The organism is Micromonospora sp. NPDC047738, assembly GCF_040642675.1.
In the GTDB taxonomy this organism is placed as follows: Bacteria; Actinomycetota; Actinomycetes; order Mycobacteriales; family Micromonosporaceae; genus Micromonospora.
Map to the genome: position 1 here is coordinate 246,823 of NZ_JBEYSO010000002.1, position 12,552 is coordinate 259,374.

At 69.8% G+C, this 12,552-nt stretch carries 8 protein-coding genes; 5 read left to right on the forward strand and 3 right to left on the reverse strand.

Going from position 1 to position 12,552, the window contains the following annotated elements; translation table 11 throughout:
* Nucleotides 1-36: 36 nt before the first annotated feature.
* Together ABZ783_RS04480 and ABZ783_RS04485 are read left to right on the forward strand one after the other, a co-directional pair.
* The gene (locus tag ABZ783_RS04480) at nucleotides 37-300 is read left to right on the forward strand and encodes a cell division protein CrgA (protein WP_357434499.1); all 264 of its coding nucleotides are present in this window, start codon (nucleotides 37-39) and stop codon (nucleotides 298-300) included.
* A 411-nt stretch (nucleotides 301-711) separates the two neighbouring features.
* A complete protein-coding gene (locus ABZ783_RS04485; protein ID WP_357434500.1) occupies nucleotides 712-2,955 on the forward strand; it encodes a (Fe-S)-binding protein in 2,244 nt (747 codons plus the stop codon).
* A gap of 68 nt (nucleotides 2,956-3,023) precedes the next feature.
* Here ABZ783_RS04485 and ABZ783_RS04490 read toward each other — a convergent pair whose 3' ends face one another.
* Entirely contained in the window at nucleotides 3,024-3,695 is a 672-nt protein-coding gene (locus ABZ783_RS04490; RefSeq protein WP_357434501.1) for a GPP34 family phosphoprotein, read from the reverse strand.
* 120 nt (nucleotides 3,696-3,815) lie between these two features.
* On the opposite strand from ABZ783_RS04490, the gene ABZ783_RS04495 reads away from it, so the two are divergent.
* The 3 genes from ABZ783_RS04495 (at nucleotide 3,816) to ABZ783_RS04505 (ending at nucleotide 7,300) form a co-directional block, all read left to right on the forward strand.
* Nucleotides 3,816-5,123, forward strand: coding sequence for a hemolysin family protein (locus ABZ783_RS04495; RefSeq protein WP_357434770.1), 1,308 nt, complete (start codon nucleotides 3,816-3,818; stop codon nucleotides 5,121-5,123).
* Nucleotides 5,116-6,120, forward strand: coding sequence for a hemolysin family protein (locus ABZ783_RS04500; RefSeq protein ID WP_073836898.1), 1,005 nt, complete (start codon nucleotides 5,116-5,118; stop codon nucleotides 6,118-6,120). Before ABZ783_RS04495 ends, ABZ783_RS04500 begins: the two co-directional genes overlap by 8 nt.
* A 163-nt stretch (nucleotides 6,121-6,283) precedes the next feature.
* A complete protein-coding gene (locus ABZ783_RS04505; protein ID WP_357434502.1) occupies nucleotides 6,284-7,300 on the forward strand; it encodes a C40 family peptidase in 1,017 nt (338 codons plus the stop codon).
* 64 nt (nucleotides 7,301-7,364) lie between these two features.
* On the opposite strand, the gene ABZ783_RS04510 is transcribed toward ABZ783_RS04505, so the two are convergent.
* Complete coding sequence (locus ABZ783_RS04510; RefSeq protein ID WP_357434503.1) at nucleotides 7,365-7,919, reverse strand: hypothetical protein; 555 nt, start codon at nucleotides 7,917-7,919, stop codon at nucleotides 7,365-7,367.
* Between the two features lie 60 nt (nucleotides 7,920-7,979).
* On the reverse strand, nucleotides 7,980-12,482 hold the full coding sequence (locus tag ABZ783_RS04515; protein ID WP_357434504.1) for a hypothetical protein: 4,503 nt from the start codon (nucleotides 12,480-12,482) through the stop codon (nucleotides 7,980-7,982).
* Nucleotides 12,483-12,552 lie beyond the last annotated feature (70 nt).

Genomic DNA, 12,552 nt, shown 5'->3' on the forward strand with positions numbered 1-12,552 from the left:
GGCCGGACGAGGTCGTACCCCCCTCTGGAGAGCGTCGTGCCCAAGTCTCAGGTCCGCAAGAAGAAGGTGTACACCCCGCCGACGGACGTTCGTCCCACGGCAACGGCGGCGACGCGCAAGCCGAGCCCCATCTGGCTGCCGATCACGGCCGTGACGCTGATCGTCGTCGGCATCGGCTGGCTGGTCGTGTACTACCTCTCCGAGCAGGCATACCCGGTCATGTCGTGGGGTTACTGGAACCTCGCGGTGGGCTTCGGCGCGATGGTCGCCTCGCTGATCCTGCTCTCCCGCTGGCGCTGACCGGTCGACGTCCGGCCCGCCCCCCGCGACCCTTCAGTTCGGCGCGGCTGACGCCGCACAGCGATCTGAAGCTGTCGTACCGGGGCGGGCCGTCGGCCCTGTCCTGCCCCGGGCGGCCGCCGCTGACCGGTTCCACCATCCGCTCCATGGGGTTATGTCACGCCGCGACGCCCCTGCCCGGCGGACGGCGCCCGGTCCCCCTAAGGTGTCGGCAGGGCGGCGTGGCCGGATGCGAGATGACTCACGTTACTGCTGGGTAACCTTGCGCGTAGGCTGCACTGCATGACCGAGCGGAGCGAGGTCATCGACCGGTCGGGTCGGGGTGGTGGGAGCGGCGCAACGCCGGCCCAGCCCTGAGCCCCGCGCGGTCGCCGAGCCGCTCGACAGGCAGCAGACCGGGAGGCCAACTCGATGGGCAGCGTCCAGATCGTCACCACGATCCTCGCGGCCGCCGTCACCGCCGTGGCGGTGGGGCTTGCGGTGCGCGCGGTCATGCAGATGGTGGCCGTCATCCGGCTCGGGCAACCGGCCCCGGAGCGGTTCGCCGACAAGGGCGCCCGCACGACGAAGATGCTGGTGGAGACCGCCGGTCACACCCGCATGCTCAAGTGGAGCGTGGTGGGCACCGCGCACTGGTTCGTGATGGTCGGGTTCATCGTGCTGTCGCTGCTGGTGCTCGAGGCGTACTTCGAGGTGGTCACGCCCGGCGGCGGCCTGCCGATCATCGGGCACTGGACGTTCTTCGGCCTGGTCACCGAGCTGATCGGCATCTTCGGCCTGCTCGGCATCCTGGTGCTGATGGCGATCCGGCTGCGCAACCGGCCGAACCGGCCCGGCAACCGGTCCCGGTTCACCGGCTCCACCATGTGGCAGGGCTACTTCGTGGAGTGGGTCGTCCTGCTGGTCCTGATCTTCGGCTTCGTGATCCGGGGCTTCAAGGTCGCCACCGACCACTTCGAGTTCCCGGTCTGGGCCACCCCGCTCAGCCACGCGGTCGGCGCGGCGCTCCCGGCTTGGACGGCCGGCGTGAGCATCGCCGCGCTCGTCAAGATCGTCATCTCGATGACCTGGCTCATCGTGATCTCGCTGAACGTCACCATGGGCGTCGCCTGGCACCGCTTCCTCGCGTTCCCCAACATCTTCTTCAAGCGCGACCCGGAGAAGCCGGCCGGCTCCGGCCTCGGCCCGCTGCGGCCGATGACGAGCGGCGGCAAGCCGCTCGACTTCGAGGAGGCCGACCCGGAGAAGGACCAGTTCGGTGTCGCCCAGGTTGAGCAGTTCACCTGGAAGGGCCTGCTGGACTTCAGCACCTGCACCGAGTGCGGCCGCTGCCAGTCGCAGTGCCCGGCGTGGAACACCGGCAAGCCGCTGTCGCCGAAGCTGCTGGTGCTGAGCCTGCGCGACCACGCGTACGCCAAGGCGCCGTACCTGCTGGCCGGCGGCGGCAAGGACCTGACCGGTGAGGAGAAGGCCACCCAGGAGCAACTGGCGAACGTCGACGTGCTGGCTCTGGCCGAGGCCGACCGGCCGCTGATCGGCACCGCCGCCGACGGTGGCGTCATCGATCCGGACGTGCTCTGGTCCTGTACCACCTGCGGCGCCTGCGTCGAGCAGTGCCCGGTGGACATCGAGCACGTCGACCACATCGTCGACATGCGCCGCTACCAGGTGCTGATCGAGTCGAGCTTCCCGTCCGAGGCCGGCGTCATGCTCCGCAACCTGGAGAACAAGGGCAACCCGTGGGGCGCCCCGCAGAACACCCGGGAGGACTGGACCAAGGGCCTCGGCTTCGAGGTGCCCCGGGTCGGCGAGGTCGAGGACTTCGAGTACCTGTTCTGGGTCGGCTGCGCCGGCGCGTTCGAGGACCGGGCCAAGAAGACCACCCGCGCGGTCGCCACGCTGCTGCACGAGGCCGGCGTCCCCTTCGCCATCCTCGGTGAGGGCGAGACCTGCACCGGTGACCCGGCCCGCCGGATCGGCAACGAGTTCGTCTTCCAGATGCTCGCCCAGCAGAACGTCGAGACGCTGAACGAGGCGTTCGAGGGCCGGGAGCGGAGCAAGCGCAAGATCGTCGCCACCTGCCCGCACTGCTTCAACACCCTGGGCAACGAGTACGGCCAGCTCGGCGGCGAGTTCGAGGTGGTTCACCACACCCAGCTCCTGGCCCACCTGGTCGCCACCGGCAAGCTCACCCCGGTGCAGCCGGTGGATGGCGGCCTCACCTACCACGACCCCTGCTACCTGGGCCGGCACAACCGGGTCTTCACCCCGCCGCGCGAGGTGTTGGGCGCCGCCCTCGGCGGCGGCCAGGGTGGCGCAGCTGGCGCTTCCGGTGCGGACCGCGACAGCGGCCTGATCGAGATGCCGCGGAACAGCGAGCGCTCCTTCTGCTGCGGTGCCGGCGGTGCCCGGATGTGGATGGAGGAGAAGATCGGCAAGCGGATCAACGTGGACCGGGTCGAGGAGGCCATGTCCACCGGGGCGAGGACCATCGCGGTCGGCTGCCCGTTCTGCTCGACGATGCTCAACGACGGGGTCAACGGCAAGGGCGCCGGGGAGCAGGTCGAGGTGATCGACGTCGCCAGCGTGCTGCTCCGCTCGGTCAAGCCGGAGAGCACCCGGGGCGACAAGGAAGCCGAGCCGGTCGCCGGCTGAGGCGTACGCCGGGACGGCCCGGCACTCGACGGCGGTGGCCCCCGGCGGTGCCACCGCCGTCGTGGTGTCTAGGTGGCGGCGGTGGTGGCGATGACGGCGGCCGTGATGGCCGTGAGCACCGCCGCCTGGGTCTCCTCGATCGCCTTCCGGGTCGCCACGGACGCCCAGTCGCCGGCCGTGATCTCGGCCAGCCGGGCCTTGACCCGGTCCTTCGGCAGGTCCGGGAAGAGTTTGCGGTCCAGCCCGACCGATCGGCTCAGCGCGATCAGCGCGGCGGTCCGCGCGTCGACCGGCCCGTCGGCCACGACTGCGGCGTGCATCCGCCGCCGGGCCTCCGTCTCCGGCACCGGCTCGCCGCCGGTGGGCGAGGGATACCGGGTACGCGGGAAGAGCCCGAGCACCCGGTCCGACTCGCGTCGGAGCACACCGGCCTCGACCAGCCCGGCCAGCACCCGGTCGGAGAGCTGCCGGGCCAGCCGCCCGACCCAGTCCTTGGGCCGGCGGCGCTTGCCCTCCGCGCCGACCCTGGCCAGGGCCTCGTCCAGCACCGGGTGCCCGACCGGGGTCGGGTCGACGACGGCCAGCCGGCCCTCGACCACCTCGACGCGGCCGGCGAGGGTCAGCTCCAGCAGCACCGCCCCGGCGAGCCCGTAGTCCAGGTGCGGGCGGCCCAGCCGGTTGGTGCCGGCGTCGTCGTAGGCGAGGAGGACCAGTTCGTCGGCGAGAGTGAGCCCGTTCATGGCCGCCACGCTAGCCCGGCCGGGCCACCCCGGGCTCACGCCACTCGTGCCGCTGGCGGGGCCGTGGAAGAATCGCGCCGAGGTGAGCCGATCATCGATGCCCTGTTGGTCACCACGCTGTTGCCCCTGGTCGGCTTCGTCCTGCTGACCGCCGGCAACGCGTTCTTCGTCGCGGCCGAGTTCGCCCTGGTCACGGTGGACCGCGCGGAGATCGACCGGCGGGCCGGCGAGGGCGACGGCCGAGCCGCCACGGTACGCCGCGCGCTGCGCGAGCTCTCCTTCCAGCTCTCCGGCGCGCAGCTCGGCATCACCATCACCGCGCTGCTCACGGGCTACCTGGCCGAACCCGCCCTGGCCCGGCTCTTCGCCCCGCTGCTGCGCCCGCTCAACGGGGCGGAGCGGTTCAGTACGCTGCTCGCCCTCGCGCTGGCCACGCTGATCTCGATGCTCTTCGGCGAGCTGGTGCCGAAGAACCTCGCGCTGGCCCGGCCGATGCCGGCCGCGCTCGCCACCGCCGGGCCGATGCGGACCTTCGCCCGGACCTTCGGCTGGCTGATCCGGTTGCTGAACGACTCGGCGAACCGGCTGGTCCGCCGGCTCGGGGTGGAGCCGCAGGAGGAACTGGCCAGCGCCCGGTCGCCGGAGGAACTGGGCCTGCTCGCCGCGATCTCGGCCCGGGCCGGTGCGCTCCCGCCCGACACCGCGATGCTGCTGCGCCGCACCATCCGCTTCGGCGACAAGCGGGCCGCGGAGGCGATGACGCCCCGGGTGGACGTGATCGCGCTGCGGGCCACCGCGACCGTCGCCGAGCTGCTGGACCTGTCCCGGGAGACCGGCCGGACCCGGTTCCCCGTCTACGAGGAGACGCTGGACCTCGTCACCGGCGTCGCCGGGGTGCCGGACGCGCTCGGCGTACCGCTGGCGCAGCGGACGAGGACGACCGTCGCCGCGGTCGCCCGCGAACCGGTGTACGTGCCGGAGAGCCTCGATCTGGACGGCGTGCTCGCCGCCCTCAAGTCGGCCGGCGCCGACCTGGCCATCGTGGTCGACGAGTACGGCGGCACCGACGGCGTGGTGACCGTGGAGGACCTGGTCGAGGAGCTGGTCGGGGAGATCGCCGACGAGTTCGACCCGGACGCGGTGGACGAGCTCGGGCCGGTGGAGCTGACCGTGCCGGGTGGGGAGCGGACCGTCCTGGTGGACGGCGTGCTGCGCGCGGACGAGTTGGCCGAGCAGACCGGGTTCCGGCTGCCCGAGGGCCCGTACGAGACCCTCGCCGGCTTCCTGATGGCCCGCCTCGGGCATATCCCCGTACCCGGGGAGACCGTCGAGGCGGGCGGGTACGAGTTCACCGTGGTCGAGGTCGAGCGGCACCGGATCGAGCAGGTCCGGGTGGTCCGCCCCGAGGAGCCGGACGACGATGAGTGAGCTGGCCGTCGCCGTCCTGCTGCTGTTCGGCAACGCCTTCTTCGTGGGCAGCGAGTTCGCGCTGATCGCCTCCCGCCGTACGGTGATCGAGCCGCTCGCGGCGACCTCGAAACGCGCCCGGTGGGCGCTCGCCGCGATGAACCAGATCCCGCTGATGATCGCCGGAGCGCAGCTCGGCATCACGGTCTGCTCGCTCGGCCTCGGCGCGATCGCCGAGCCGGCGCTGGCCCACCTGCTGGAGACGCCGTTCGAGGCGCTCGGGCTGCCCGCCTCGGGGGTGCACCCGGTGGCCTTCGTGATCGCCCTGGGCGTGGTGGTCTACCTGCACACCGTGGTCGGCGAGATGGTGCCGAAGAACATCACCCTGGCCGGTCCGGAGCTGTCGGCGCTCTGGCTCGGCCCGGCGATGCTGGCGTTCTGCCTGGCCACCAAGCCGCTGCTGCTGGCCATGAAGTGGTCGGCCCGGCAGGTGCTGCGGTGGTGGCGGGTCGAGGCGACGGACGCCGTGAAGACCGTGTTCACGGCCGAGGAACTGGCCGGGCTGGTCTCCCAGGCGCGGACCGAGGGGCTGCTGGACGCCGAGGAGCATGCCCGGATCACCGGCGCGCTGGCCCTGCACAGCCGTACCGCGGCGGACGCGCTGCAACCCTGGTCGACGGTGACCACGGTGGCCGAGGACGTGTCACCGGCCTCGCTGGAGGTGCTGGCGACCCGTACCGGCCGGTCCCGGTTCCCGGTGGTGCAACGGTCCACCCGGCGGGTGCTCGGCTTCGTCCACGTGAAGGACGTGCTCGGGTACGCGGGCGCGAGTCGGCGCGCGCCGGTGCCCGCCGAGGTCTACCGGCCGCTGGCGGTGGTGCCACCCGACCGTACGCTGGCCGACCTGTTGCTCTCGATGCGGCGCGAGCGACGGCACATGGTCCTGGTGAGTGACGGACGTCGACCTCTGGGTGTGGTGACGCTCGACGATGTATTGACGGCAATCGTTGGGAAGTGATTGAACACCGTTTGTGTGCAAGCGGTTGCGCATACGTGATATAGCGATACGCCGCCTTGATTCCACCCCGTCGCCTTCCCTAATGTGGGGCACCGACCGCTGTGGTCGTCTGCCTCGACTTTCCCTCTCGCGAGGCGCCCGGCGGTCGGTTGCAAAGGAGTCCGTGCCGGTGGCAACCATGCCCCCTCATCGTCACGCCCCGAGCCAGCCGCCCGCCCCACCGGTCGGGGCGCGCCGGGTCGTACGCCGTCTCCTCACCCTGGTCGCGGCTGTCGCGGTCGGTGCCGGGCTGCTGGCGGCTCCGGCGCACGCGGCGCCGTCCGTGGATGAGATCGACGCGCAGATCGACAAGCAGTGGGAACAGCTCGAGCCCACGATCGAGAACTACAACAAGGTCCGCGCCCAGCTCAAGGTCAACAAGAAGAAGTCGGACGACCTCGAGAAGAAGATGGTGCCGTTGCAGCTGCAGTCGGACCTGGCGATGAACCAGGTTGGCGACATGGCGGCCCGCTACTACATGCGCGGGCCCTCGCAGGAGATCGGCGCCCTGCTGACGAGCACCAAGCCGGGCATCCTCGGTGAGCAGCTCGTCATCCTCGATCACCTGGCCGCCGAGCAGAAGAAGCAGGTCGCCAGCGTGCTCGCCGTCCGGGACAAGTACAACCGGCAGAAGCGGAAGCTGGACGAGCTGATCGCCACCCAGACGAAGCAGAGCAACGAGCTGGCGGCGAAGAAGAAGCAGATCGACAGCGAGATCAAGCGGCTGACCGCGATGCTGCCGGTGACGTCGATCCGTCCGGCGGGCTGCCCGGCCATCGACGGCGTGGTGAGCAGCGCCGCGCGGACCGCGATCAAGACCGCGTGCGCCCAGGTCGGCGACCCGTACGTGTGGGGCGCCACCGGCCCGAACGCCTTCGACTGCTCCGGCCTCACTCAGTACGCCTACAAGGCCGCGGGCATCTCCCTCACCCACTTCACGGGAGCGCAGTGGAACGAGGGCAGGGCCGTGTCCCGCAGCGACGCGCGCCCCGGTGACCTGGTCTTCTTTTACAGCGACCTGCACCATGTCGGCCTGTATCTCGGCAACGGCATGATGGTGCACGCGCCACGGACCGGCAAACCGGTCCAGGTAACCAAGATCAGCTACATGCCGGTCGCCGGCTTCCGCCGGGTCAGCTGACCCTCTCGAGCAGCACGAAGGCCCCCGGTCCACACGGACCGGGGGCCTTCGTCGTGTCCGTACGTCAGGTCGTGCCGGTCACCGTCTGCACGTCCACGCGCTCGTGGGCTTCGGCCGGCAACGGCTGCTGGAGTTCGACCAGGATGTCGTACTCGCCGATCATGGGTACGTTCGTCAGGGCGCTGTAGGTGCCCCGCTTGCCCGGGACCTCCATCAGCGTGATCGGCCCCTGTCGGTGGGATGTCGGCATGGCGATCATGTCCGTCCAGGCGACCATCCGACCCATGGTGATCGGCTGGTAAGCCCCGGGGCTCACCGCCCGCACCTCGATCTGCACCTGCAGATCCCCGACGTGCCGGGCCTTGACGTCCAGGACTGCGGCGGTCGAGCCGGTCGGACGGGCTGGTGCCGGGTGCGTCGTGGTCGCCGCGGCCGGCCGCCCCTGCGGTCGGTTGGTCAGCAGGGCCACACCGCTGATCGCGACCGCGATGGTCATGCCGGTGGCGACTCCGGCCAGGAAGCCGGGCCGGTGCCTCGGCGGTGGCTTGGGGGGCCGGTGGTTCCGCCGCTGGCGGCCCGGCACTTGCTCGACCAGCCGCCATTTGGAGGTGGTTGTCATGGAGATTCCGGTTCCTCTCCGGGTGCGGGCGGCCGACCGGCCGCCCGCACCCGTGCTCGGTCAGCCGACGGGATGGTCCGGAAGCTGGATCAATCCGGAGCGGGGTGTCCCGTACACCCGGAAGATCCCCCACTGCCCGCCGGTGAGATGCGGGGAGAGGGTGTTGGACCGGTAGAGGTAGTCCCCGGGCTTGGCACCCGGGCCCCCGGCGCCGCCGGTTACGTCCGGGTCGAGCACCACCGGGTACACGACGCCCGGATTGAACTCGCCCTGGAACGCCTTGATCTGCGACTGCGGATCCTTCGGTGCAGCCCGCCAGGTGTGGCCGTGCAGGGTGAACCCGGTCGAGCGGGGTTTGCCGACCGCCTGACCGACCCACAGCACGGTCTTGTCGCCCGCGTACGCCTCCAGCAGTGGCGTGCTCGGGTCGCCGTGCGGGTAGCTGCTGAAGATGGTCGCCACGTCGCCGGTGGCCGCGTACCGGTGGTTCCAGGGTTCGTTGCGGTAGTTCACCGCGACCTCGCCGGAGTCCTCGGTGTCGTCGGTCTCCCGGCTTGGCGCGACCGCCAGGTTCACGTTGTCGGGGACGTCCGTGCCGTCGGCCCGGAACAGCGCCAGGTCGCTGTTGAGCAGGACCACGTTCTCCCGGTAGTCCTTCCCGTTGGGGTCAACGATGACCGCCTGGGTTCCGGACTTCAAGGCAGTGCCGTCCTTCGGGTTGAGCCAGCTGGTGCCCTTGGGTTCGATCACCAGGCCGCCGAAGAGCCCGTGGTGCCCGTGGTGCAGCGGATCGGCCTGGTCCTGCAGCAGGGCCAGCCCGGTGATGTTCTCCGGCACCGGCCAGCCGAACGTCCGCTCCTCGCCCACGCCGACCGTCAGGTCACCGAGTCCGTACGTGTCATCGCCGGTGTTGGTGCCTCGCGAGCCCAGGTTGTATTCGAGCAGGGTGGGAGTCAGCGATACGCGGGAGCTGACCGGGTACGGCTTGAAACCGGGCACGTTTCGCTCGTTCTTGGGCGGTTGGTCGAGGCAACCGGGGAGCGTGCTGCCATGACCCCGTCGCCATCCGAGTTGGCCGGGCTCGGTGGCCTCGAAGCAGGTCGGTTGCATCTTGGCCGGATCGAGCCGGTTCTTCAGTGTCAGGTTGACGCAGTCGCCGGCATGTGCCCGGAGCACAAGTGGTTCCGGTGGCTTCTGCCCGGATTTGATGGCGTCGACATCTTCTTCGAGAGCGAACATCGCGCCGTTCGGATCGTGGTCGCCGGCCTCGTTGTAAACGATGTCGTGGTTGAAAGCGACGACAGTGAAATGTTGGTACGTCCCCGTGCCGTCGTCGGAGCAGATGCTGTCGGGCCAGCCTATGTTGCCGGTGCAGGGGTTGGGGCTGTCCGGTAGTGGCGTCACCTCATAACGGCCCTTGCCGGATGGATCGTCGCAGTCCGTCACCTGAAGTTGGCCCCAGGCGCCGAGGAAACGGTCGTCGGATCCGGTCAATCCGTACACGTAGTGTCTTCGATCGACGAAGTCACGCCACGGTAGTTCGGCGCCGACGTCCACGGTCATGTCGAAGTATTCGAGCACGCCGAGGTGTTGAGCCTGGACGACGTTCGACTCCGGATCTCGCGTCTCCGACTTCCACGGGAAGCGATCGATGCTGAACCCGTGAGATTCCTCCTGGGAAAGCTGGAAGACCCGCCATTTCACGCGGTCACCTTCGTGTGCCATGAAGACCGGGGTGTACGGATCGCCGTGGACGCTGGTGTCGTACACCCGGGACGGGTCCGCGTTCCGCCGCCCCTCAAACGGCTCAAGCCGGTAGCTCAGGCCGACCACACCCTGGTCGTCCGGGCTGGAGGGGAACTTCGCCGGATAGATGGGCACGCCGTCCGGGGTGACGAACTGGTCGTCGTTCGGGTCGTTCGGATCCTCCGGCTTGAACATCGGCACGTGGTCCTCGACGAACAGCGAGAAGTTCCGGTAGTCCCGGTCGTCGATGGCCTTGCCGTGGTAGTCGGTGCCCGGTTGGCAGTAGATGTCGACAATGGTCCCGACCCGGACCGGGGCGTTTGTCTGCGGGTTGTGGTAGGTGCACCCGGCCGGGTGCACACTCGCCCCGCCCAGCAGTCCGTTGTCCTGGTGCACGTTCGGGAAGAAGTGGTCATGGAAGCTGCTGGTGGCAAGGTCCTCATGGACGAAAGACCGGTAGGTGATGGTCTGGCCGTGATCGGCGCCCTGGTCGTAGTTCCAGCCGTTGGCGGCACCGTCCGAGGTCAGCACGTCGAACTGGACGAGGTGCTGGTGGATGCCGGCCTCGTTGGTGATCTGCGCCCGGTCGAAGACGTTGCCGCCGAAGTTCTCCGGCAACTCGTTGGTGAAGTTGTAGACCACGCAGTCACCGACGTTGAACAGCGGCGCGAACGGCTCCGGTTTCTGCCCGCCGAGGACCGCCTGTTTGTGTTCCTGTAGGACGTAGACCCGGGCCTGCGGGTTTTTCCATTTCAGCTTCTCGTTGTAGTACTGCGCGACCTGGATGGCCGCGACGTCGAAGGTCTTCACCGGGGTCGGCTGACCATCCGACCGGGTGGCCGGGCACGGGTTCTGGAAGAAACCGCCGGGGGTCTGGGCACCCGGATCCGCCGCGTCCTTCTCCTTCTGGGTGGGCGGGAACACCCCGCCGGCCTGCCGGCTCGCCACCCCGAGCGGCGGTTTCGGTGCCTTGAAGCCGAACTTGCCGGGCACGAAGTGCGGGTAGCCCGGCTTGGCCTCCGTCGGCGGGGGCGGTGGGTTCACCCCGGCGACCCCCGGCTGGTAGTCGAAGTCCTCCAGTGGCAGCAGGGCTGGCACGGTGGTGCCGTCCGGGAGCGTGCGGCTGCCGTCCTCCAGCTTGTCGTGGGTGCGGTTCAACGCCCACATGCCGTTGGCGAAGTGCGGATAGAGGTGGCAGTGGAAGATCACGTCACCGAAGGTCGCCGGCTTGTTGTCGTGCGATGAACCGGCGCCGCCCTCCGGGATGAGCGCATAGTGCGCGCCCGGGGAGACGGCCTGCACGTCGAGGATGTTGGTGACGCCGATGTGGTGCGTCGGCTTGCTCACCTCGGCCAGCCCGCCCTCGTCCTTCGGGTCGAACGGCCACCGGTTGACGTGCCAGTGGAACGTGTGGGTCTCGCGCTCGGCCGCGTGCAGCAGCCGGATCTGCATCGGCTCGCCGCGGTAGTTCGCGAAGACGAGGTCGCCACCGCCTGGGTCGCCGTACGCCCAGGAGGACAGCGCGGTCTCCTCGCCGTGGCACTCCTTCGCGTCGAACCCCTGAGCGCCCCGTGTCGCCGCCGGGCAGCCGACCTCCTCCCGGTTGAAGCCCGGCTCGGCCCGGTAGTTGAAGGCGAACCACTCCAGCTTCACCGGCACCTCGCCCTGGACGAGGGCGTCCGCGTCGCCGCCGGACAGCCCGGGCAGGGTGCCCTTCTTCAGCTTTGCCAGCTCGTCGGCCGTCGGGTCCACGCACTCCCCGTTGGCCCGGTCCTCGGCCACCCCGTCCTGCCCGTCCCGACAGAACCGGGTGAGGATGCCGGCGGCCGCCTCCACCTCGTCGTGCATGAAGATGACGTGTTCCCGGTGGTCGGGAGCACCGGGTGCCGGGTCCTTGATGACCGCGCGCGTCCCGGACGGGAGCGGCTCGCCGGTACGGGCGTCCACCCAGCTGGTGCCGGGTTTCTCCACCACGATCGCGCCGAAGGCCCCGAACGAGTGCGAGCCGATGGCGCTGCCGGCGCCGGTCTCCACCGAGGTGAGGTCGGCGCCGTCGTTGAAGTGGAACTCACCCTCGACCGCCGCCGAGTACCGGTAGGTGCCGGCGGCGCCGGGGAGTACGGTCGAGTCGGGGTTCTTGCCCGCCGCCGTACCGTCGGAACCCTTCGGATCGAAGGCCAGGCCCTCCATGTGGATCGACGCCGGCGGCGCCGCATTCGGGTCGAAGTCGTTGTGCGGGGTGGTGCGGGCCGGCGCGAAGCGACGGGGCTCCGGCGTCACGGTCCCGGGAGCGGCCAACTGCTCGCCGGGCAGCAGGAAGATCGAGTCGTTTCGGACGAACGACGGCGCTTCTTCATGTAGCCGGTTGGTGAAGTGGATCGTCACGCAGTCGCCCCGGTGCGCCCGCAGCACCAGGGGCTCGATCAGGTCCGGCTGGTCGTGCGGGTCGGCCGCCTTGGCGAAGTTGGCCCGGACGGTGGCGATGTTCTCATCGAGGACGTACATCCGCCCCTCGGGGACGACGTCCCCGAAGCGGTTGAGGAAGATCGGAATGTTGATCAGTGAGACGTTGAAGCTGCGTGCCGGTGCCCCGGACACACACGGATTACCCGGGTCGGTGGCCTTCGGCGGCAGGTCCGCGGCCATGGAGCTGGACATCGCCCACACCGCTCCGCCGGTCACCGCCAGCCACGCTCCGGCCAGCAGGCCCCCGGCGAGGTAGGTCCAGCGACGTCTCCGCTTTGCCCGGATGAACACGGCCATCGCCACCACGCCCAGCAGGGCTAGTGGGACGACCTCCACCATTCCTGTACGCACCGCATCTCCCTTCGTCGACGGTGCCGTGCACGTCGGATCGCGGGAGAACACAGCTGTCCCAGGTGTCGAA

Coding starts and splice junctions, on each gene's coding strand:
- ABZ783_RS04485 (WP_357434500.1), top strand. CDS start 712: ATGGGCAGCGTCCAGATCGTCACCACGATCCTCGCGGCCGCCGTCACC.
- ABZ783_RS04490 (WP_357434501.1), bottom strand. CDS start 3,695: ATGAACGGGCTCACTCTCGCCGACGAACTGGTCCTCCTCGCCTACGAC.
- ABZ783_RS04500 (WP_073836898.1), top strand. CDS start 5,116: ATGAGTGAGCTGGCCGTCGCCGTCCTGCTGCTGTTCGGCAACGCCTTC.
- ABZ783_RS04510 (WP_357434503.1), bottom strand. CDS start 7,919: ATGACAACCACCTCCAAATGGCGGCTGGTCGAGCAAGTGCCGGGCCGC.